We start from the raw sequence: 21,276 nt of genomic DNA on the forward strand, positions 1-21,276 counted from the left end.
GTGGCACCGACCGGCCGGAGACTTCCTGCCGGACCGAGGGGAGGTGGCCGGACGATGAGACGCAATCTCGCGTTGGGCGCGATGGGGGAAGAGCTCGCAGTCTGTCGGCTGACAGAGGTGGGTTTGCAGATCTTGGACCGAAATTGGCGATGCCGCCACGGGGAGTTGGATGTGGTGGCGGCGGACGGCGACACTGTGGTGTTCGTCGAGGTCAAGACTCGTTCGGGTCTCGGCTACGGCAGTCCGGCGGAGGCGGTGACGCATGCCAAGCAGCGGCGGATTCGGCGGTTGGCGCAGCAGTGGCTCGCAGAGTCGGAGAGGCACTGGCCACAGGTCCGGTTCGATGTCGTGTCGGTGTTGGTCGACCGGCACCGTGAGCCGGACGTCACGCATCTGCGGGCGGTGTTCTGATGGCGCTGGGCCGGGCCCACTCGGTGGCGGTGAGCGGGGTGGACGGTCAGATCGTGGAGATCGAGGCGGATATCGGCCGGGGTCTGCCTGGTGTGCATCTGGTGGGGCTGCCGGACACTGCGCTCCAGGAATCGCGGGATCGGGTCCGCGCGGCCGTCACCAACTCGGGCGAGAAGTGGCCCGAATCGCGCGTGACACTCGCATTGTCGCCGGCGACGCTACCGAAGGTCGGCAGTGTCTACGATCTCGCACTTGCCTGTGCAGTTCTGGATGCGGCCCGTCAGGTGCCCCGCACGCGGCTCGAGAAAACCGTGCTCCTCGGCGAGCTGGCCCTCGACGGCCGGCTCCGTAGCGTGCGGGGTGTGCTCCCGGCGGTGCTGGCAGCCAAGTACGCCGGCTGGTCCACAGTTGTGGTGCCGGCGGCGGCGCTCGCAGAGGCGGGGCTGGTCGACGGCATCGAGGTCCTGGGCGCTGACCGACTCGGGACGGTGGTGGAGTGGCTGCAGGGCAAGACGACATTGCCTCAGCCGCCGCCCTTCGACGGTGAGAAGTCCGCGGTGCGCGGTGATCTCAGCGAGGTCGTCGGCCAAGAGGAGGCACGGTGGGCCATCGAGGTTGCCGCAGCGGGAGCCCACCACCTCATGCTCACCGGCCCACCCGGAATCGGGAAGACGATGCTCGCCCAGCGACTGCCGAGTGTGCTGCCGCCGCTGACCGAACCGGAGGCGTTGGAGGTGACCGCGATCCACAGTGTGGCGGGGCTGCTCACGTCGGAGCATCCGCTCATCACCGAGCCGCCGTTCATTGCACCGCACCACACGTCGTCGGTGAGCGCATTGGTGGGCGGTGGCAGCGGGATGGCCCGGCCGGGCGCGGTCAGCCGTGCACATCGCGGGATTCTCTTCCTCGACGAGTGTGCCGAGATGGGCACCAAGGCGCTCGAGGCATTGCGGACTCCGCTCGAAGACGGAGAGGTGCGCATCGCGCGCCGGGACGGGGTGGCGCGGTATCCCGCGAGGTTCCAGCTGGTGCTCGCGGCGAATCCCTGCCCATGCGCTCCCGCGCGCGAGGCGGATTGTGTGTGCGCTCCGACGGCCCGGAGGCGGTACCTGGGCCGGCTGTCGGGGCCGCTACTGGACAGGGTAGATCTGCGGATTCGCATGCAGGCGGTGGCGACCGGCGCGCTGATCGACGAGGTGGGAGAGAGTACCGAGCAGGTTCGCGGCCGGGTGGTCGCGGCCCGTGCCGCTGCGGCCGAACGGTGGCGGCCCTATGGCTGGCGCACCAATGCCGAGGTACCCGGACCGGCATTGCGTCAGCGATTCCGGCTCTCCCGGCTGGCGCTCGGGCCGCTCGAAAGGTCTTTGCGCCGTGGACAGATCACCGCGCGCGGTGCCGACCGGGCGCTGCGGGTGGCGTGGACACTCGCCGACCTGGGTGGGATGGACGCGCCGGGGGCGGATCAGGTGACAACCGCGCTGGGGTTCCGGGATCAGGGCGCCTCATGAGTGCCCACGATCGGAGGCTGTTGGCGTGGGCGTATCTGTCGAAGGTGGTGCTGGGGTCGTGTCCGCCGCTGGCGCAACTGATTTCCGCGGTGGGGCCGGAAGATGCGGCCCGTGCCGTTCGGGAGCGGGACCTGTCGAGCTTCCTGGACCGGCGGACCTCGGCACGGGCACATCTGGACACGGCGGCCAGGGATCTGGATCTGGTCGAGGCACTGGGCGGCCGTCTGGTCACGCCGGACGACGAGGAGTGGCCGCGGTGGCGGTTGCTCGCGTTCGACGGCCTCGGTGCGGGTCGTGACGACGCCGGTCCGCTGGCGTTGTGGGTGCTGGGGCAGCGCCGGATCGACGACCTCACGGCCCGGGCGATCGGCATTGTCGGCACCCGCGCAGCGACCGGATACGGCGAGCATGTGACTGCGGAGCTGGCGGGCGATCTGGCTGTAGAGGGATGGACGATCGTGTCCGGGGCGGCGTTCGGGATCGATGGTGCTGCGCACCGGGCGGCGCTGGGAGTGGGTGGATTGACGGTGGCGGTGCTGGCATGTGGGGTGGATCGCGCGTATCCGGCCGGACACGGTCGGTTGCTCCAGCAGATCGCGGGCACCGGTGCCGTGATCAGTGAGTACCCGCCCGGTACCACGCCGGCGCGGTATCGGTTCCTGGCGCGAAATCGGTTGGTGGCGGGCTTGTCCGACGGTGTGGTGGTGGTTGAGGCGGGGTGGCGTAGCGGGGCGCGGAACACTGCGTCGTGGGCGCGTCGATTGGGGCGTCCGGTGCTGGCGGTGCCGGGGCCGGTGACGTCGGCGGCGTCGACTGGGTGCCATCGGATGATTCGGGAGGGGGAGGCGCGCCTGGTGGCGAGCGCGAAGGACGTCGTCGAGGAGGCGGGGCCGATGGGCGTGGACGGGGAGCAGGACGGGGTTTCGCTGGCGCGGGATCTCGACGCACTGTCGGGGGAGTCGCTACAGGTCTATGACGCGCTACCCGGTTCCGGTTCCCGGGGGACGCGGGAGCTGTCCGTGGAATCGGGGGTGCCGATTGCCCGGGTTCGGGCGTTGCTACCGGTGCTCGAACTCGACGGCTTCGTCGGCTCGGACGAGACAGGGTGGTTCCGGAGGTGAGGCACGAACGCTGGCTCAGGCCTCGCGCATCATCACGTCCTTGATGCGTGCGAGTCTCTCTGGATCCGGCTCACCGCCGGTCCGGCCGACCAGAGTGGTCAACGTCGTGGTGACGGGTTCGCCGGTCTCGTCGAGGACCACGTTCTTCGTCACGATGATGTCGCTTCCGGCGGTCTGGCGAAACGACTCGAGCGAGACATCGACGGTCAGCCGGTCTCCGGCATACATCGGCCGGTGGAAGATCAGCTTCTGATCCGTTTGGAGGATCTGACTCAGGTCGAAGCCGGTGAGGATCTGTTCGAGCAGATACTTCTGGGCGATGATGCCGATGACGGACACGAAGGTGAGCGGAGCGACCAGTGCGGTATGGCCGAGCTCGAAGGCGGCCTGTTCGTCGAAGTGTGCAGGATGATCGTTCTGCACCGCGATCGCGTACTCGCGGACTTTTTCCCGGCCGACCTCGTAGTAGTCGGGCATGCGGTAGCTGTAGCCCACCAACCGCTCGGCTCGTGCGGCACGGTCTTCGGTCGATTCCGCTGATCGGGTCACACAGCGAGTGTCGCGCACATTTGCCCGCTGTGGCCGATATCGCCGTGAGATTGCGGTGGGCAGCCCGGGGGCCCGGTTTCGCCAGTACTGTTTCCGAACGTAAACAGCACTGGTGGTCCACGCCCGTGCGGCTCGGACACGATCGGTCCGGCGATCGCCTACAGTCGCGTCATGGCTACCGTCTGGACCGTCCCCGAGAACATCACCCGCGCACTGCTGGCAGCGCCGGGTATCCGCGATTTCCTGACGGACGACGAAGGCCGGGGTGTAGCGAGCGACCCCAGGGTGCGTCTGGCCGAATTCACCGCCGTGCACCGTTCGCTCGAGAACAACACGGGACGGACTTTCACCTCGGTTCGGGATGCGGCGGACGTCCTGTTCGACGCGACGGCGACGGGCGGTGTTGTCGTATCTGATGCGTTGCGGCTGGCCGTCATGCGGGTGCTCACCGCCGAGCCCCGCGAACGCAAGGCTGCGCCGAATCCGCTGTCCGCACGGGTGGTCGACAACCTCGGCATCTATCTGTATGCGCTGCGGGATCCGCGCAACCGGACGATCTTCCACATCGGCGTGGGTCGCGGCAATCGCGTGTACTCGCACGTGTGGGATGCGCTGGGTGAGGCGGGCAGGCTCGACGCCGAGGAAGTGGGCGATCCGGACACCGAGGAGATCCGCGCGGCGCGCGTGCAGCGAATCCGTGACATCTATGCCGCCGGGTACACCGTCGAGCACTTCATCCTCCGCCACGGCGTGCAGGCCCCTGCAGATGCTGTCGGCGCCGCTCGTGACACCGAACACGTCCTGGTCGACGCGTTGCGGCTACTCGAGGCACGCCCGGATCTTCCGGTGCTGACGAATCTGGCCGGCGAATCTGCGGACGCGGGTCGCCGCGCGATGCGGGTCGAGGAGTTGGTGGTCCAGTACGCCGCGGAGCCGGCACCCGAACTGCCGGTGCCGAGCGCCCTGGTCCGCGTGGGCTCGTCGGCCGATCCGTCGCTGTCGGACGACGAGCGTGCCGCACTGGCTCGTGGTCCCTGGCGCGCCGGTGCGGCGGCCCGCGGCGTGGTGGATCTTCCCGTGATCGTCTTCTCCGACAACATCATCCGCGCGGTGTATCGGGCGCGGTCGTGGGACGGCGTCGGTCCCGTCGGGGATCAGCAGTGGCGGTTTACCGGTGAGGTGGATCCGGAGCTCGAAGCTCGCTACGTCGGGACCCGTGTCACGCCCGACCGGGCTGGACTCAAGGCGTGGCCCGCGCACGGGTGGGTGCAGCGGCTGACGTTGGCCCGGCCGCACGGGCGGTAGTTCGCGGGGCCGGGTCGTCGGACGTCTCCGGTGCGAATGTCGATCGTGGCCGCGGTCCGGCAGGCCCTGGCCCGTGCCTAGCCGGTGCGGGCCAGGACCTTCAGGGCCGTCATCGCCACCGCCCCGGATGCGAGAATCGCTATTGCCATCGGCACTGCGGTACCGGGGCCCGCGATGCCTACCAGCGGGGACACCAGCGCGGCCAGACCGAACTGGCTCGCACCCATCAGCGCGGATCCGGTGCCTGCCGCGTCGGGAACCTGCCCCTGTGACAGGGCCGTCGCGTTGCCCATGATGAAGCCGATGCTCGACACCACCCCGAACAGCAAGGGCAACACCAGCCAGATGCGGGTACCGCCGATCGTCGTCGCGAGCACCAGGAGCGCGCCGGACGCGACGAGCACGCTGACACCGAATGTGAGCAGCTGGCGGGCGTCGAAGGTACCGATCAGCCTGGTGTTGACGATGCTGGCCGCCACGATGCCCACCGAATTGACGGCGAAGACGATCGAGAACTGGCCGGGCGAGAGTCGGAGCACGTGCTCTGCGATGAACGGCGACGCTGAGATGTACGAGAACAGGGCGCCGAATCCGAATGCGAATGCGAATGTGTAGCCGAGGTAGACGCGGTTTCTCACGACATAGCGGAGGTTGCGGGTCAGTGCGGCCAGGCCGCCGCCGTGGCGGCGCTCGGGCGGGAGTGTCTCCGGTACAAGGGTGAGGACGCCGGCCAGCATTGCGATCGATGCGCCCGCCAGGACCCAGAAGATCCCGCGCCAGCCGATCGGACCCAGTAGTGCGCCACCCATGAGCGGCGCGATCACGGGCGCGACACCTCCGATGATCATCATGATGCTGAACACGCGCGCGGCCGCGTCGCCGCGGGCCCGGTCGGCGATCACAGCGCGAGCCAGAACGATTCCGGCCCCACCACTGAAGCCTTGCAGTAGGCGGGCAGCAATCAGGACCTCCACGGTGGGGGCGATCGCACACAGGACACCGCTCACTGCGCACAGCATGGTTCCGGCGATGAGTAGCCGTCGTCGACCCCAACCGTCGGACAGCGGTCCGATGATCAGCTGGCCGATACCCAGCCCGGCCATGAAGGTCGTCAGGGTCAGCTGGATGGTGGAAGCAGAGGTGTCGAGACCCTCCGCCATCGTCGGCAGGCCGGGCAGGTACATGTCCGTGGCGAGCGGCGCGATCGCTGAGAGGAGCGCTAGAACACACAGCATCGGAATCGGAATCGCGCGTGTCACGCGAGAACCCTACCGGCGCGGCCAGTTGCGAAAACCGGTGGCGGCGGCGACCGTAGTGCGCATGGGCTCCGCATCGTCACGCACGCACCTCTCGCCGGCCCTGCAGGTGCATCTCGACGACTACGACGAGCATCTGCGCCTCGAACGGGGGCGCTCTCCGCATACCGTCCGGGCCTATCTCGCCGACGTCGCGAGCCTCCTCGGCTACCTGTCGCGGAATCGGTCGGACGCCCGAGCGGAGGACCTTGACCTGCGGATCCTGCGTGGCTGGCTCGCCGAGCAATCCGCCGACGGCGTCGCGCGCACCACACTGGCGCGGCGGACGTCGTCGGCCAAGGGTTTTACCGCGTGGGCGCAGCGCACCGGAAGGATAGCGGTGGACCCGGGCGTGCGCCTGGTGGCGCCCAAAGCGCACCGTACATTGCCGCAGGTGCTGCGGCAGGACCACGCGGCCGAGGCGATGGCCGCTGCGGAATCCGGTGCCGCGCAGCAGGACCCGATTCCGCTTCGGGACCGGTTGATCGTGGAACTGCTCTACTCGACGGGCATCCGGGTAGGGGAACTGTGCGGGCTCGACGTCGATGACATCGATCACGAGCGGCGAATCCTGCGGGTTGTCGGCAAGGGCAACAAGGAGCGGGCAGTCCCGTACGGGCGCCCCGCCGAGGCTGCGATCGAGGCATGGCTTCGTGCCGGACGACCCGAGCTCGCCACCGACAGATCGGGGAATGCGCTGCTACTCGGCGCCCGCGGGGGACGCCTCGACCAGCGTCAGGCCCGCAGCGTCGTGCACGATGTCGTCCAGGCCGTGCCGGGAGCGCCCGACCTGGCTCCGCACGGTTTGCGGCACTCGGCCGCCACCCATCTTCTCGAGGGTGGCGCCGACCTGCGGGTGGTACAGGAACTGCTCGGGCATGCAAGCCTCGCCACGACCCAGCTCTACACCCACGTATCGGTGGCCCGCCTGCGCGCCGTGCACGACCAGGCGCATCCGCGAGCTTGACCGGCCACGCCGGGTGGGCGTGACCGGCCAGGCCGGACGAGCACGACCATTGCCGACTGGAAGCAACCGGATTGGCACGGCCCGCACGAGAGGCCGCGGGTCGAGGTACTCCCGGTCGCGGCGCAGACCCCAATGCAGGCATGCGACCGCCGCACATTCGGGATGGCCCACGACGACCGTCCCGAGCACCGCGCCGCGTTCGACGCGACGGCCCGCAGCGACGACCGGCTCCACGGGTTCGTACGTGGTCCGCACCCCGGAGGGGTGGTCGACGGAGACCACCGGTCGGCCCGCGACCATTCCGGCGAACACCACGACACCGGCCCCGGCGGCGAGGACGTGCTGTCCGGGCAATGCGGCGAGGTCGACTCCGCGGTGCCCCGGCAGCCAGTTCTGCTCGGGCCTGTCGAAGCTGCGAATCACCTGGGGACGCGGACGCAGCGGCCAGTCGTACCGGGTGGTCGCGGAGATGTGCGCAGGTCCTGCCGCGGGGGCAGGGTGACCGGAGACGAGCAGCGCGGCGCAGATCGCGGCGACGACCGTCAGCCGTGACAGCGCATTCGGAAGACCCATGACACGACTGTCGCGCAGCAGGGGCCGTGGTGGGGGCCGCGCAGGCGGGTTGTGGAGACACCGTCCGGCTATCCACAGTTCGGTCGCGGCGGGTGCGGTGAGCGGCAGGTTATGAGAGGGGGGGAGTGAGGCCGTACACTTGCTGAGCGGTCTGTGTTCGCACAGTCCGACTTCGCGCGCCCGCGATGATTCCGGCCGTCGGCTGGTCCTGTCTCTGTACAGGTCCGACGTCCAGGCGGGCGCCAGGGCAGAGGTCACCCGACCACTGCAGTAACCGGCACATGAGAAAGAGGTACACAGCCATGGCTGTTGTGACCATGAGGCAGCTGCTCGACAGCGGCGCACACTTCGGGCACCAGACCCGCCGTTGGAACCCGAAGATGAAGCGGTTCATCCTGACCGACCGCAACGGCATCTACATCATCGACCTGCAGCAGACCCTGACGTACATCGACCAGGCGTACGAGTTCGTCAAGGAGACTGTCGCTCACGGCGGCACCGTCCTGTTCGTCGGTACCAAGAAGCAGGCCCAGGAGTCCATCGCGGCGGAGGCGACTCGCGTCGGGATGCCGTACGTCAACCAGCGTTGGCTCGGCGGCATGCTCACCAACTTCTCCACCGTCCACAAGCGCCTGCAGCGCCTCAAGGAGCTCGAGGCCATGGAGCAGACCGGTGGCTTCGAGGGTCGTACCAAGAAGGAAATCCTCATGCTCACGCGTGAGATGACCAAGCTGGATCGCACCCTCGGTGGTATCCGGGACATGGCCAAGGTTCCGTCGGCCATCTGGGTCATCGACACCAACAAGGAGCACATCGCCGTCGGCGAGGCGCGCAAGCTGAACATCCCGGTCATTGCCGTCCTGGATACCAACTGCGACCCCGACGTCGTCGACTACCCGATCCCGGGCAACGACGATGCGATCCGCAGTGCCGCCCTGCTGACCAAGGTTGTCGCCTCCGCGGTGGCCGAGGGTGTGCAGGCCCGCGCCGGGCTGAGCGCCGACAAGGACGCCAAGCCTGAGGCCGGCGCGGGCGAGCCGCTCGCCGAGTGGGAGCAGGAGCTCCTCTCGCAGGCGGCTCCGGCCGCCGAGGTGCCTGCTGCTGAGGTGCCTGCTGCTGAGGCACCTGTTGCTGAGGCGCCCGCCGCGGACGCGCAGCAGTCCTAGTCGATTCGGCCCCGACCACATCCTGGTCGGGGCCGTTTCACTCACCTGCTTCTACCTGGCCCACAGTTCGCGCTTCGTGAGCCAGGCTCCCGAAACTCATCCGAGGAGGATCGCCCCCAATGGCGAACTACACCGCCGCTGACGTCAAGCGGCTCCGTGAGCTCACTGGCTCCGGAATGATGGACTGCAAGAACGCGCTCACGGAGACCGACGGCGATTTCGACAAGGCCGTCGAGCTGCTCCGCATCAAGGGCGCCAAGGATGTGGGCAAGCGCGCCGAGCGCACCACGGCCGAGGGTCTGGTTGCCGCCAAGGACGGCGTCATGGTCGAGATCAACTGCGAGACCGACTTCGTCGCCAAGAACGCCGAGTTCCAGGCACTGGCCGAGAAGGTTGTCGGGGCTGCTGCCACGGCGAAGCCGGCTGACCTCGAGGCACTGAAGGCCGTTGCGGTCGATGGTGGCACCGTGGAGGAGGCCGTCGCGGCCCTCTCCGCCAAGATCGGCGAGAAGCTCGAGCTCCGTCGCGTCGTCTCCCTCGACGGCCCGGTTGCGATCTACCTGCACAAGCGCAGCTCGGACCTGCCCCCCGCCGTTGGCGTCCTGGTCGAGTACACGGGTGAGGGTGACGTCGCCGCTGACGCCGCCCGCGCCGCCGCGATGCAGGTTGCCGCGCTCAAGGCCAAGTACGTCACTCGCGACGAGGTCCCCGCCGACGTCGTCGAGGCTGAGCGCCGTATCGCCGAGCAGACGGCGAAGGAGGAGGGCAAGCCCGAGGCTGCGCTCCCCAAGATCGTCGAGGGTCGCGTCAACGGCTACTACAAGGACGTCGTCCTGACCGAGCAGTCTTCGGTCACCGACTCCAAGAAGACCGTCAAGGCCATCCTGGACGAGGCCGGCGTCACGATCACCCGCTTCGCGCGGTTCGAGGTCGGCGCCAGCTAGGTCGCACTTCCCACACATCGGCCCCGTCGGCCGGGTGGGCTCAGTCGTCGGTTCGAGTAGTTCGAGCAGACGTACCGCCCATTCGGTCCGTGCGGGGCCGATGTGCATGGGGGCCGGGGGCAACTGGGACGTTCGGGCGCCGATAGGGCAGGATGAGAAGGCCGTCCTGACGGATTCGCCGGACGGAACTTCGCGGCCGAACCGGCCAGTCTCCGGACTCGCTGGCCGAAGACCCGCAATACTTCTAGAACCGCATGACCTGCAGAACCGAGGGAGAGTTATGACCGCATCGGCCGACGAACGTCCAGGATTTCGACGTGTTCTTCTGAAGCTCGGCGGTGAAATGTTCGGTGGCGGCAAGGTCGGTCTCGACCCGGATGTGGTCACCACGGTGGCCGCGCAGATCGCGGAGGTGGTCCGCTCCGGCGTTCAGGTCGCCGTCGTGATCGGCGGTGGCAACTTCTTCCGCGGTGCCGAACTGCAGCAGCGTGGACTCGATCGCGCCCGGTCGGACTACATGGGCATGCTCGGCACCGTCATGAACTGCCTTGCCCTGCAGGACTTCCTGGAGAAGCAGGGCGTGGATACCCGAGTGCAGACCGCGATCACGATGGGCCAGGTCGCCGAGCCGTACCTGCCGCTGCGAGCTCGCCGCCACCTCGAAAAGGGACGCGTCGTGATTTTCGGCGCGGGCATGGGCATGCCCTATTTCTCGACCGACACCACTGCCGCGCAGCGCGCGCTCGAGATCGGCGCCGAGGTGGTTCTGATGGCCAAGTCGGTCGACGGCGTGTACTCCGCCGACCCGCGTCTCGACCCGGATGCGGCGATGTACACCGAGATCACACACCGTGAGGTGATCGAGAAGGGTCTCAAGGTTGCCGACGCGACCGCATTCAGTCTGTGCATGGACAACCAGATGCCGATCATGGTGTTCAACCTGTTGACCCAGGGGAACATCGCGCGTGCGGTGTCCGGTGAGAAGATCGGAACACTGGTCAAGTCATGATGCCGTGCATCGTGATCATGATTCGGGACGGATACGACATGGAGGAACAGCCGTGATTGATGAAGCTCTCTTCGAAGCCGAGGAGAAGATGGAGAAGGCCATCACGGTTGCGAAGGAGGACCTTGGTTCGATCCGGACCGGCCGGGCGAACCCCGGCATGTTCAACCGGATCGTCGTCGAGTACTACGGCTCCATCACACCGATCACGCAGCTCGCGAGCATCAATGTGCCCGAGGCTCGGATGGTCATCATCAAGCCGTACGAGGCCGCTCAGCTCGGGCCGATCGAGAACGCGATCCGCAACTCGGACCTTGGTCTCAACCCCAGCAACGACGGCAGCATTATTCGCATCTCCGTCCCGCAGCTCACGGAGGAGCGGCGCCGCGAATTCGTGAAGCAGGCGAAGGGCAAGGGCGAGGACGCGAAGGTTGCCATCCGCAACGTCCGACGCAAGGCAATGGACGAACTCTCGCGAATCGAGAAGGACGGCGAGGCCGGTGAGGACGAGGTCGGTCGGGCCGAGAAGGAGCTGGACAAGACCACCGCGCGCTATGTCAGCCAGATCGATGAGCTGGTGAAGCACAAGGAAGCCGAATTGCTGGAGGTTTAGCGGTGGGGGGGAAAGCTGACGGCGCCTCCGCGGCGTCGACCGCCCCGGCGTCCAGAGCAGGGCGCAATCTGCCCGCCGCAATCGGCGTCGGTGGCGGCCTCGGGGCCGCGCTGATCCTGATCCTGATCTATGTGCCGATGGTGTGGTTCGGCGTCGTCACGGTGGCGATGGCCATTGCGACGTGGGAGGTTGCTCGGCGGCTGCGCGAGGCCGACATCAGCGTGCCGCTGATTCCGCTGATACTGGGTGGACAAGCGATCATCTGGCTCAGCTGGCCCTACGGGACCGAGGGGGTCCTCGCGGCATTCGCGGGCACGGCACTGGTGTGCATGGTGTGGCGCCTGTTCGACCACGGGCTCAAGGCCACACCACGCAACTACCTCCGGGACACCGCAGTCACCGTGTTCGTGGCGGCGTGGATCCCCCTGCTGGCGTCGTTCGCGACACTGATGGTGTTGCAGGACGACGGCGCCGGCCGCGTGTTCTGCCTGATGATTGTGGTCGTGGGCTCCGATGTGGGCGGCTACGTGGCCGGGGTGCTTTTCGGTAAGCGCCCGATGGTCCCGGCGATCAGCCCGAAGAAGTCGTGGGAGGGATTCGCCGGATCGCTCCTCTTCTGCGTGATCGGCGGCGTCCTGGCCGTCACATTCATCCTGGACGCGAATCCGCTGATCGGTGTGCTCCTCGGCGTGGCGCTGGTGTTCACCGCGACGCTCGGTGACCTCATCGAATCGCAGATCAAGCGTGAGCTCGGCATCAAGGACATGGGCACTTTGCTGCCCGGTCACGGCGGAATCATGGACCGTCTCGACTCGCTGCTGCCGTCGTCGTTCGTCACCTGGCTCGTTCTCACCGTCCTGGTCTGAGACGCGTGCGGGCATGAGTCGTCGGGGTGGGCGGGGGGCTCGCGGAACAATTCCGAGCCCGAACATCTGGCACTGGCCGGATGTCTACGAAATCGAGAACCACGCCCAGGACGTCGGCGGCGCCGTCTTCGATGTTCTTACCGAACTCGCGGACTGGCGCGGCCGCGACGTTCTCGACCTCGGGTGCGGCGCCGGGTTTCACCTCCCGGTGTTTGGGTCGACGGCGCGGTCGGTGATCGGCGTCGAACCGCACCCGCCGCTCGTCGTCGCCGCCCGGGCCCGCGTTGCAGACTGGCCGTCGATCACCGTTCTCGAGGGCTCCGCCGAGGCGATCCCGATACCGGACGGCAGTGTCGACGTTGTGCATGCGCGCACCGCGTACTTCTTCGGCCCGGGCTGCGGCCCGGGGATTCTCGAGACGATGCGGGTGCTGCGTCCCGGAGGAGTGCTGGCCGTCGTCGATCTCGACGCGACTGTCGGTCCGTACGGACGATGGATGCGTGCAGATCTACCGCAGTACGATCCGGCCGCGGTCGAGGCGTTCTTCGAAGCGCAGGGCTTCGCGATGCAGCGGGTGCTCACCCGCTGGGAGTTCGCCGACCGGGACGCCCTGCGGTCCGTGCTGGGCATCGAGTTCACCGCGCGGACCGCAGCTCGCGCGTTCGCCGAAACCCCCGGCCTCGGGCTGGAAGTCGGATATCGCATTCATACGAGATCGGCGCCGAACGGGCTCGTCCTCGGATCGGGTTAGTGGTACTCGGAGTATTGACAACGAGCGCCGTCCTCGTGTGAGGTGAGCCACATGACCTCTCCGCGGTGGACTCGTTGGGTAGCAGTGCTGTCGGGCTTGTGCCTTGCCGTGGTTACCGCGGGTATGGCTGAGGCCGCACCGACGGACTTCTATCGTGCGCCCGCCTCGATGCCGGGCAAGGCCGGTGATGTGGTCAAGGCCGAGCCGTATCCGCCGGCACTGTCCATTCCGAACCAGGAGGGCCCGTGGCCATCGGGCGCCCAGCGGATCATGTATCGCAGCACCGATGCCCACGGATCCGGCGTAGCCGCGACCGCGACGTACTTCGATGCGAGCCTGCCGTGGACGGGTGCCGGTGCGCGCCCGCTCGTCGTTCTCGCACCGGGGACTCAAGGGCAGGGTGACCAGTGCGCGCCGTCGAAGCTCTTCACCCAGATCGTTCACTACAACTACCCGCTCGATCTCGCCGTCGGTTACGAGATCCTGCAGGCGTATGCGTTGCTCTCGCGTGGAATGGATGTGGTGGTGATCGACTATCAGGGTTTGGGCACCGACGGCATGCACAGCTACGTGGATCGGCGCGCTCAGGCCCACGCCGTGCTGGACGCTGCCCGCGCGGTGAAGGCGCTGCCCGGCAAACGAATCGGTGACGACAGCCCGATCGGCTTGTGGGGGTACTCGCAGGGCGGGGGAGCGGCGGCCGCTGCGGCCGAGATGCAGGGCACGTACGCGCCCGAGCTGAATGTCCGCGCGACGATGGCCGGCGGACCGCCGGCCGATCTACGGTCCGTCGCCGCCGCCCTCGACGGTGGCGGTCTGGCAGTTGGGCTTCTCGGTTACGCGATCAACAGCATCTACGCGGGCTACCCGGAGACTCGGGCCGAGATCGACGGCGTTCTGACTCCAGCGGGGCGGCAGGCGTTCGACGACATTGCGAACCAGTGCGTCCCGGAGACTATTGCGCGATATGGGCTGCGCAGCACATCGGACTGGACCCGGGACGGTCGATCGATCGCCGACCTGATCGACGACCTGCCTGCGGTGCGGGCGGCGGTGGACGAGCAGCGGATCGGACGTTCGACTCCGAACGGCCCGGTCCTGATCGTGCAGGGGCGCAACGACGACCTGATCCCTTACGCGCAGGCGCAGCAACTCGCGACCGATTGGTGCGATCGGGGCGCGACGGTGCAGCTCTGGACCGCTGAGCTCCCGCCGATCGCACCGGGGTTCGTCGTCGGACACGGACTACCGATGGTGTCCGGCCTGACGGTGGGGCTCGATTGGATGGTGGACCGCTTCAACGGTGTCCCGGCGCCGTCGACCTGTGCTGGGTGACAGCTAGTCCAGTCCGAACGCCTTGGCCAGATCGGTGACCTTCTTGGCCTTCGCGAGCTGCGGGAGGTCACTGCCGGCGCGGACACGTTCACCGTCCGCGCCGAGGTCTGCGATCACCTCACGGGCCCAGGCGACGTCGTGGGCGCTCGGACTCAGGGCTCGGTTGACTGTGGCGGCCTGATCGGCATGCAGGCACAGTTTGCCGGTCAGTCCGAGCGACACCGTCGCGTCGCAATCCCGCTGCAGGATGGTCTCGTTCGCGGAGATCGTCGGCCCATCGATCGGTCCACCCGGAAGTCGTGCGGCCCGGCTCGCGACTACCAGGCGCGACCGCGGGTACGACATCGCCATCACGTCGTCGCTCATCCCGGTGTCCCGCCGGAAGTCGCCGCTGCCGAACGCGAGGCGGAAGGTGCCGTCCGCGCGCGCGATCTCCGGAGCTGCCTCGAGGCCGACGGCGGATTCGATCAACGCCAGGATCGGTGTTCCCGGTGCCAGTTGTTCGGCAGTGGCATCGATCTGCCCGCCGCTCTCGGTCTTCGCAAGCATCACGCCGCTGAGGCCCGGCAGGTCGGACACCGCGGCGAGGTCGTCGGCCCAGTGCGGAGTGGTGGCGTCGTTGACACGCACCCATGCTGTGCCGTGCCGGCTCAGCCAGTCGACCACCGCGGCGCGCGCCGCGGGCTTGTTGTCCGGCGCGACCGCGTCCTCGAGGTCGAGGATCATCGCATCGACGGTCGGTGGGCGGTCGAACGCATCCGGCCTGCTGCCCGCCACCAGCAGCCAGGACCGGGCGAGATCGGGCCGGACGGTGGTGCGCTGCGGTTGCTGAGTGCGGCTCGTCACAGATCTTGCTCCTCATGTGGAAGTCGGTATGTCCATCGTGCTCCCACGTCGTCGAGCCAGCTACCCGACTGCGGTCAGCCGTGATCGGTGCCGGCGCCTGCCCGCTTCGCGATCCGGCGGATCTGGACGATCCGCACGCCGCCCGCGAGGGCCATGATCAGCGCTCCCGCGATAGCGGCCAGCAAGAGACTGACACCGGCGGGGAGTGTGAACTCCCAGACGAACATGTTGAAGGTCACAGAGCCGAGGTTCTGGAGGATGAAGATGAGCAGCAGGATCAGCACGAGGATCCCGATGACGAGTCCGGTCCACGTCGATGCTGCCCGGGTACGCCCGATCTTCTCGGCTTCGTGGGCGGGCTGTGGACCGGTGGCCTCGTGTGCGCCCACCGACTGGGGTGGGATCCGGGGCTTGTCGGGGACCGCTTCGGATTCGTTTCCCGGTGTCTCGGTCATATGTCGATCATCGCCCACAGTATGGCTTTGCGCACGCGCATCAGTTTCGCAGGGCCGGTAATGGGACAATGGCAACCACTATGGCTGCTTCGCTTCCTCTCGTCTTCACCGCACCGCGCCGCGGAATGCCGCCGCGGCACCTCGCCGACCTCGACGCGGCCGAGCGCAGGGAGGCGGTGAAGGAGCTGGGTCTGCCCGGATTCCGGGCGGATCAGCTCGCGCGCCAGTACTACGGCCGGCTCGAGGCGGATCCCGAGAAGATGACGGACCTGCCTGCAGGGATGCGGGAGAAGGTCGGGACGGCGCTGTTCCCCCCGCTGCTCACTGCGGTCAAGCACGTCGCCTGCGACGCCGGCCTGACCCGCAAGACGCTGTGGAAGGCGGGAGACGGCACACTCCTCGAGAGTGTCCTGATGCGATATCCGGACCGGGCGACGCTGTGTATCTCGAGCCAGGCCGGCTGCGGCATGGCCTGCCCGTTCTGTGCGACCGGTCAGGGTGGCCTGCAGCGCAACCTCTCGACAGCGGAGATCGTCGATCAGGTGCGGGCGGCCGCGGCGGCCCTGCGGGACGGCGAGGTCGAGGGCGGCCCGGGTCGGCTGTCGAACATCGTCTTCATGGGTATGGGCGAACCGTTGGCGAACTACAAGCGGGTGGTTGCAGCGGTGCGCCGGATCACGTCGCCTGCGCCCGACGGACTGGGGATCTCCCAGCGGGCGGTTACCGTTTCCACCGTCGGGCTGGCCCCCGCGATCCGCAAGCTCGCGGACGAGGACATGTCGGTGCGTCTGGCGGTTTCGCTGCACACGCCTGACGACGAACTGCGCGACACCCTCGTGCCGGTCAACAACCGCTGGTCGGTGGCCGAGGTGCTCGATGCCGCGCGCTACTACGCCGACAAGTCGGGTCGGCGTGTGTCGATCGAGTATGCGTTGATCCGGGACGTCAATGACCAGCCGTGGCGCGCGGACATGCTCGGCAAGAAGCTGCACAAGGCGCTCGGGCCGCTGGTACATGTCAACTTGATTCCGCTGAATCCGACACCGGGCAGTGAGTGGGATGCCAGCCCCAAGCCGGTGGAACGGGAGTTCGTCCGACGTGTTCAGGCGCAGGGCGTGTCGTGCACGGTCCGCGACACCCGCGGTCAGGAGATCGCCGCGGCGTGCGGCCAGCTGGCCGCCGAGAACTGAGCGGGCCCGCTACCCAGGCTGTTCGTAGCGCAGTTCGGCGGGGCGGAACCGGAACAGGCGGGCCATCGCCTGCCGGGCGCCTTCTGATTTCGGCAGCTCGTCGCCGCACTCGCGTATCGCGATACCCGGCGGGCAGCCCGGACACGCAGAAACGAGAAGGATCCGCACCGAATGGGTGCGGATCCTTCTCGTTTGGTGTGTGCGGGCTACCGCGGCTTTCGGCGCACGATCATGTCCCGGACGAGGATGAAGACGATCGAACCGGCGAAGCCGATCAGGAACAGGTCCTCGACCTTGCCACTGTGGTTGCCGATCATCATCAGCAGCAGGAACGCGGCGAAGAACCAGCCGGCGAATCGGAACAGTCGAGGAGCCTCGCCACTCCAGCCCCACGCGGCCGAGGGGACCTCGGCGGTGTCGACATGCGCGGCGACGACGGGGTCGTTGGAAGTGGGGTCCAACTGGGTACCGGCCACGGCTCGATCCTCCTGATCATACGAAAGCGCCTTTCCTGCATATCGTGGCATACGACCGAGCGTCGTACGAAGCGGGGTCCCAGCGGGTGTCGCCGATGGGGAGGTCACCGCTGTGGAAAGTTCTCAGCTTCCGTCAGGAACAATGGACCCGTGGCTGACACCCAACCGACTCGCGTTCTGCTGCTGGGCAGCACCGGCTCCATCGGCACTCAGGCCCTCGAGGTCATCGCCGCCAACCCCGGCAAGTTCGAGGTGGTGGGTCTCGCCGCGGGTGGTGGCAACATCGACCTGCTGGCGAGCCAGATCCGCGATACCGGGGTGACACGGGTTGCGGTCGCCGACCCGGGCGCAGCGGCGCGACTCGATCTACCCGGCGTGCTGAGCGGCCCCGGCTCGGTGACCGAACTGGTTCGCGAGACCGCGGCCGATGTGGTTCTCAACGCGCTCGTCGGCTCGCTCGGGCTGGAGCCGACGCTGGCGGCACTCGCGTCGGGCGCGCGGCTCGCGCTGGCGAACAAGGAGTCTCTCGTCGCGGGCGGCCCGCTCGTCACTGCCGCTGCGGCACCCGGCCAGATCGTTCCCGTCGATTCCGAGCACTCCGCGCTCGCGCAGTGTCTGCGCGGCGGGCGGGCCGCAGAGGTTGACCGACTGGTGCTGACAGCGTCCGGCGGGCCGTTCCGCGGCTGGGCGTCGGCAGCGCTCGAAGATGTCACGCCCGAGCAGGCCGGCGCGCACCCGACGTGGTCGATGGGCCCGATGAACACTCTCAACTCGGCTTCTCTGGTGAACAAGGGTCTCGAACTGATCGAGACGCACCTGCTGTTCGGCGTCGACTACGACCGCATCGACGTCACCGTCCACCCGCAGTCGATCGTGCATTCGATGGTCACGTTCACCGACGGGTCGACGTTGGCGCAGGCGAGTCCGCCGGACATGAAACTGCCGATTGCGCTGGCGCTCGGCTGGCCGGACCGGGTACCGGGTGCGGCCGCGCCGTGTGATTTTTCGCAGGCGTCCTCATGGACGTTCGAGCCGCTGGATTCGGCGGTGTTCCCCGCGGTGGATCTGGCACGGCACGCCGGTAAGGCTGGCGGCTGTATGACCGCCGTGTACAACGCCGCCAACGAGGTCGCGGCCCAGGCGTTCCTCGACAGGCGACTGCGCTTCCCCGCGATCGTGCGTACCGTCGAGCGGGTGCTGTCAACCGGCGGCGAATGGGCCGCTCCTCCGGCTACCGTGGACGATGTACTGGCTGCGGACGGGTGGGCACGGGCGCGCGCACACGAGCTTGTGAAACAGGAGGGCTAGAGCGCCATGGTGTTCGTTATCGGTGTGGTGGCCTTCGCGCTGGGAATCACATTGTCGATCGCGCTGCACGAGGCCGGTCACATGTGGACCGCCAAGGCGCTCGGTATGAAGGTGCGGCGGTACTACATCGGCTTCGGGCCCAAGATCTTCTCGTTCCGCCGCGGCGAGACCGAGTTCGGCCTCAAGGCGATCCCTGCGGGCGGGTTCTGCGACATCGCCGGCATGACCGCGATCGACGAGCTCGCGCCCGACGAGGTCGATCGGGCGATGTACAAGCAGAAGGCGTGGAAGCGGATCGTCGTGATGTCCGGTGGCATCGCGATGAACTTCGCACTCGGATTGGTGCTGGTGTTCATCCTGGCGGTCGGGTGGGGCTTGCCGAATCTGAACCGGCCGCCCGAGACAGCGCTTGGGCTGATGAGTTGCACTCCGGCTGCGCAGAACGCCGACGGCACCGGCGTGCCGTGTGACGGCGAGGGGCCGGCCCAGCAGGCCGGGCTGCAGCGCGGCGACGTGGTGACTGCGGTCGGTGGTGTGCCGGTAGCCACCTGGGACCAGTTTCAGGCGCAGACGCAGGCGCAGACAGGCCCGACGGAGTTCACGATCGAGCGGGGCGGCGTCGAGATGACCGTGACTGTTGTTCCGCAGCAGGTGCAGCGGAACGTGACGGATTCGGTGACCGGGCAGAAGACGGAGCGCACGGTCGGTGCAATCGGTGTCGGCCAGGACTTCTACGAGCCGGTGCAATACAACGCGCTGTCGGCGATCCCCGCGTCGGTTGCGTTCACGAGTGACATGTTCGTGATGACTGCGGAACGTCTGGTGCAGATGCCGAGCAAGGTGAACGACCTGTGGCACTCGGTGACCGGCGGGGAGCGCGACGAGGACACCCCGATCAGCGTCGTCGGCGCCTCTGTCATCGGCGGCCAGGTGGCCGAACGTGGGCTCTGGGAAGTGTTCATCGTGCTGCTGGCAAGCCTGAACTTCTTCCTCGGCATGTTCAACCTGCTCCCGCTGCTCCCGCTCGACGGCGGGCATATCGCGGTGACGATCTACGAGAAGATCAGGAATTCGATCCGTCGGTTGCGCGGCATGGCAGCGGGCGCCCCCGTCGACTACATGAAGCTGATGCCGATCACCTGGGTGTTCGTGGTCATCGGCGGCGCCTTCATGCTGCTGACCCTGACCGCGGACATCGTGAACCCGATCCAACTCTTCCCCTGATCCGACAAGCGCGTGGACCCGGTTGCGCCGGTTCTCGAACGATAGACTTGCCCAGTAGCAACGAAAGAAGGCGAATCGTGACCAGCCCCGTCGGTTTGGGCATGCCCGGTGCTCCCAGCGAAACCCCCGTTCTCGCACCCCGCCGCAAGACGCGCCAGTTGATGGTGGGCGGCGTCGGAGTGGGGAGCGACTACCCGGTATCGGTGCAGTCGATGTGCACCACCAAGACCCATGACATCAATGCGACGTTGCAACAGATCGCCGAACTGACGGCCTCCGGCTGCGATATCGTCCGCGTCGCGTGCCCGCGGCAGGAGGACGCCGACGCGCTCGCGACGATCGCGAGGAAGAGCCAGATCCCGGTGATCGCGGACATCCACTTCCAGCCGCGGTACATCTTCGCCGCGATCGACGCAGGCTGCGCCGCGGTCCGCGTCAACCCCGGCAACATCAAGGAGTTCGACGGCCGCGTCAAGGAGGTCGCCAAAGCGGCCGGCGACGCCGGTATCCCGATTCGCATCGGCGTCAACGCGGGTTCCCTCGATCCGCGTCTGATGCAGAAGTACGGCAAGGCGACCCCGGAGGCGCTCGTCGAGTCGGCGCTGTGGGAGGCGGGCCTGTTCGAGGAGCACGGCTACGGCGACATCAAGATCTCGGTCAAGCACAACGATCCGGTGATCATGGTCGAGGCCTACCGGCAGCTCGCGGCGCAGTGCGACTACCCGCTGCACCTCGGGGTGACCGAGGCGGGGCCGGCGTTCCAGGGCACCGTCAAGTCGGCCGTCGCGTTCGGGGCCCTGCTGTCCGAGGGCATCGGCGACACCATCCGCGTCTCGTTGTCCGCGCCGCCGGCGGAGGAGATCAAGGTCGGCGCTCAGATCCTGCAGTCGCTCAATCTTCGTCCCCGCAAGCTCGAGATCGTGTCCTGCCCGTCCTGCGGTCGCGCGCAGGTCGACGTCTACACGCTGGCGAACGAGGTGAGTGCCGGGCTCGAGGGCATGGAGGTGCCGCTGCGCGTCGCGGTCATGGGCTGCGTCGTCAACGGTCCGGGTGAGGCCCGCGAGGCCGATCTCGGTGTCGCGTCCGGCAACGGCAAGGGCCAGATCTTCGTGAAGGGCAAGGTCATCAAGACCGTGCCCGAGGCGCAGATTGTCGAGACCCTCATCGAAGAGGCAATGCGGATTGCGGAGGAGATGGAGGGCGGAGAGACTGCGGGCGCGCCGGTCGTCACCGTGAGCTGAATGTGACCATCTGAGCGTGCGTTCATGGCAATGTGGTCGCAAAGATTGGGCACTGACGGCGCGGGGCGCTGACAGTGCGCGGCGAAGTGGCCCCACAGCCTGGTGACACGGCACGGTGGCGCAGCA

Annotated in this window: 21 protein-coding genes and 1 pseudogene; 16 read left to right on the top strand and 6 right to left on the bottom strand. The window is 67.7% G+C overall.

Features of this window, described 5'->3' with window-relative positions:
• Positions 1–54 precede the first annotated feature (54 nt).
• From ERC79_RS20350 to dprA, 3 genes are read left to right on the top strand one after another with little or no spacing between them, the layout of a single operon-like run.
• Complete coding sequence (locus ERC79_RS20350) at positions 55–411, top strand: YraN family protein (RefSeq protein ID WP_131580184.1); 357 nt, start codon at positions 55–57, stop codon at positions 409–411.
• Complete coding sequence (locus ERC79_RS20355) at positions 411–1,919, top strand: YifB family Mg chelatase-like AAA ATPase (RefSeq protein WP_131580185.1); 1,509 nt, start codon at positions 411–413, stop codon at positions 1,917–1,919. The genes ERC79_RS20350 and ERC79_RS20355 overlap by 1 nt, the downstream gene beginning before the upstream one ends.
• Positions 1,916–3,040, top strand: coding sequence for a DNA-processing protein DprA (gene dprA / locus ERC79_RS20360; RefSeq protein WP_131580186.1), 1,125 nt, complete (start codon positions 1,916–1,918; stop codon positions 3,038–3,040). The genes ERC79_RS20355 and dprA overlap by 4 nt, the downstream gene beginning before the upstream one ends.
• 15 nt (positions 3,041–3,055) lie before the next feature.
• On the opposite strand, the gene hadA is transcribed toward dprA, so the two are convergent.
• Positions 3,056–3,589, bottom strand: coding sequence for a (3R)-hydroxyacyl-ACP dehydratase subunit HadA (hadA, locus tag ERC79_RS20365; RefSeq protein ID WP_131580187.1), 534 nt, complete (start codon positions 3,587–3,589; stop codon positions 3,056–3,058).
• 171 nt (positions 3,590–3,760) lie between these two features.
• Here hadA and ERC79_RS20370 point away from each other — a divergent pair, with 171 nt between their 5' ends.
• Positions 3,761–4,894, top strand: coding sequence for a GIY-YIG nuclease family protein (locus tag ERC79_RS20370; protein WP_131580188.1), 1,134 nt, complete (start codon positions 3,761–3,763; stop codon positions 4,892–4,894).
• 77 nt (positions 4,895–4,971) lie between these two features.
• On the opposite strand, the gene ERC79_RS20375 is transcribed toward ERC79_RS20370, so the two are convergent.
• The gene (locus tag ERC79_RS20375; protein WP_131581384.1) at positions 4,972–6,129 is read right to left on the bottom strand and encodes a multidrug effflux MFS transporter; all 1,158 of its coding nucleotides are present in this window, start codon (positions 6,127–6,129) and stop codon (positions 4,972–4,974) included.
• 85 nt (positions 6,130–6,214) lie between these two features.
• Between ERC79_RS20375 and ERC79_RS20380 the strand changes: the two genes are divergently transcribed.
• The gene (locus tag ERC79_RS20380) at positions 6,215–7,156 is read left to right on the top strand and encodes a tyrosine recombinase XerC (protein ID WP_131580189.1); all 942 of its coding nucleotides are present in this window, start codon (positions 6,215–6,217) and stop codon (positions 7,154–7,156) included.
• Positions 7,157–7,210: 54 nt separating this feature from the next.
• Here the strand turns inward: ERC79_RS20380 and ERC79_RS20385 are convergent.
• Positions 7,211–7,729: pseudogene (locus ERC79_RS20385) on the bottom strand (M23 family metallopeptidase); the annotation flags it as partial.
• Positions 7,730–8,031: 302 nt separating this feature from the next.
• On the opposite strand from ERC79_RS20385, the gene rpsB reads away from it, so the two are divergent.
• From rpsB to ERC79_RS20420, 7 genes are all read left to right on the top strand, one after another.
• On the top strand, positions 8,032–8,895 hold the full coding sequence (gene rpsB / locus ERC79_RS20390; protein WP_131580190.1) for a 30S ribosomal protein S2: 864 nt from the start codon (positions 8,032–8,034) through the stop codon (positions 8,893–8,895).
• 119 nt (positions 8,896–9,014) lie between these two features.
• The gene (gene tsf / locus ERC79_RS20395; protein WP_131580191.1) at positions 9,015–9,839 is read left to right on the top strand and encodes a translation elongation factor Ts; all 825 of its coding nucleotides are present in this window, start codon (positions 9,015–9,017) and stop codon (positions 9,837–9,839) included.
• 280 nt (positions 9,840–10,119) lie between these two features.
• Entirely contained in the window at positions 10,120–10,848 is a 729-nt protein-coding gene (gene pyrH, locus ERC79_RS20400) for a UMP kinase (RefSeq protein WP_131580192.1), read from the top strand.
• Positions 10,849–10,900: 52 nt separating this feature from the next.
• Positions 10,901–11,458: a ribosome recycling factor gene (frr, locus tag ERC79_RS20405; RefSeq protein ID WP_131580193.1), complete on the top strand. Its 558-nt coding sequence runs from the start codon at positions 10,901–10,903 to the stop codon at positions 11,456–11,458.
• Positions 11,459–11,460: 2 nt separating this feature from the next.
• The gene (locus ERC79_RS20410) at positions 11,461–12,324 is read left to right on the top strand and encodes a phosphatidate cytidylyltransferase (protein ID WP_242676659.1); all 864 of its coding nucleotides are present in this window, start codon (positions 11,461–11,463) and stop codon (positions 12,322–12,324) included.
• 13 nt (positions 12,325–12,337) lie between these two features.
• Entirely contained in the window at positions 12,338–13,075 is a 738-nt protein-coding gene (locus ERC79_RS20415) for a class I SAM-dependent methyltransferase (protein WP_131580195.1), read from the top strand.
• 51 nt (positions 13,076–13,126) lie between these two features.
• Complete coding sequence (locus ERC79_RS20420) at positions 13,127–14,410, top strand: lipase family protein (protein WP_131580196.1); 1,284 nt, start codon at positions 13,127–13,129, stop codon at positions 14,408–14,410.
• Between the two features lie 3 nt (positions 14,411–14,413).
• Here ERC79_RS20420 and ERC79_RS20425 read toward each other — a convergent pair whose 3' ends face one another.
• Together ERC79_RS20425 and ERC79_RS20430 are read right to left on the bottom strand one after the other, a co-directional pair.
• A complete protein-coding gene (locus ERC79_RS20425) occupies positions 14,414–15,256 on the bottom strand; it encodes a CoA ester lyase (RefSeq protein ID WP_131580197.1) in 843 nt (280 codons plus the stop codon).
• A 74-nt stretch (positions 15,257–15,330) separates the two neighbouring features.
• A complete protein-coding gene (locus ERC79_RS20430) occupies positions 15,331–15,711 on the bottom strand; it encodes a lipopolysaccharide assembly protein LapA domain-containing protein (protein ID WP_131580198.1) in 381 nt (126 codons plus the stop codon).
• Between the two features lie 80 nt (positions 15,712–15,791).
• Between ERC79_RS20430 and rlmN the strand changes: the two genes are divergently transcribed.
• A complete protein-coding gene (rlmN, locus tag ERC79_RS20435) occupies positions 15,792–16,901 on the top strand; it encodes a 23S rRNA (adenine(2503)-C(2))-methyltransferase RlmN (RefSeq protein WP_131580199.1) in 1,110 nt (369 codons plus the stop codon).
• A 206-nt stretch (positions 16,902–17,107) separates the two neighbouring features.
• On the opposite strand, the gene ERC79_RS20440 is transcribed toward rlmN, so the two are convergent.
• Positions 17,108–17,377 (bottom strand): DUF2631 domain-containing protein, encoded by a 270-nt coding sequence (locus ERC79_RS20440; RefSeq protein WP_131580200.1) that lies wholly within the window; start codon positions 17,375–17,377, stop codon positions 17,108–17,110.
• 150 nt (positions 17,378–17,527) lie between these two features.
• Between ERC79_RS20440 and dxr the strand changes: the two genes are divergently transcribed.
• The 3 genes from dxr (at position 17,528) to ispG (ending at position 21,150) form a co-directional block, all read left to right on the top strand.
• Positions 17,528–18,685 carry a 1-deoxy-D-xylulose-5-phosphate reductoisomerase gene (gene dxr / locus ERC79_RS20445; RefSeq protein WP_131580201.1) on the top strand — a complete coding sequence of 386 codons (1,158 nt, stop codon included), beginning with the start codon at positions 17,528–17,530 and terminating at the stop codon, positions 18,683–18,685.
• Between the two features lie 6 nt (positions 18,686–18,691).
• Entirely contained in the window at positions 18,692–19,909 is a 1,218-nt protein-coding gene (locus ERC79_RS20450) for a site-2 protease family protein (RefSeq protein ID WP_131580202.1), read from the top strand.
• A 77-nt stretch (positions 19,910–19,986) separates the two neighbouring features.
• Positions 19,987–21,150, top strand: coding sequence for a flavodoxin-dependent (E)-4-hydroxy-3-methylbut-2-enyl-diphosphate synthase (gene ispG, locus ERC79_RS20455; RefSeq protein WP_131580203.1), 1,164 nt, complete (start codon positions 19,987–19,989; stop codon positions 21,148–21,150).
• The last annotated feature ends 126 nt before the right edge of the window (positions 21,151–21,276 follow it).

This window comes from Rhodococcus sp. ABRD24 (assembly GCF_004328705.1).
Lineage (GTDB): Bacteria > Actinomycetota > Actinomycetes > Mycobacteriales > Mycobacteriaceae > Prescottella.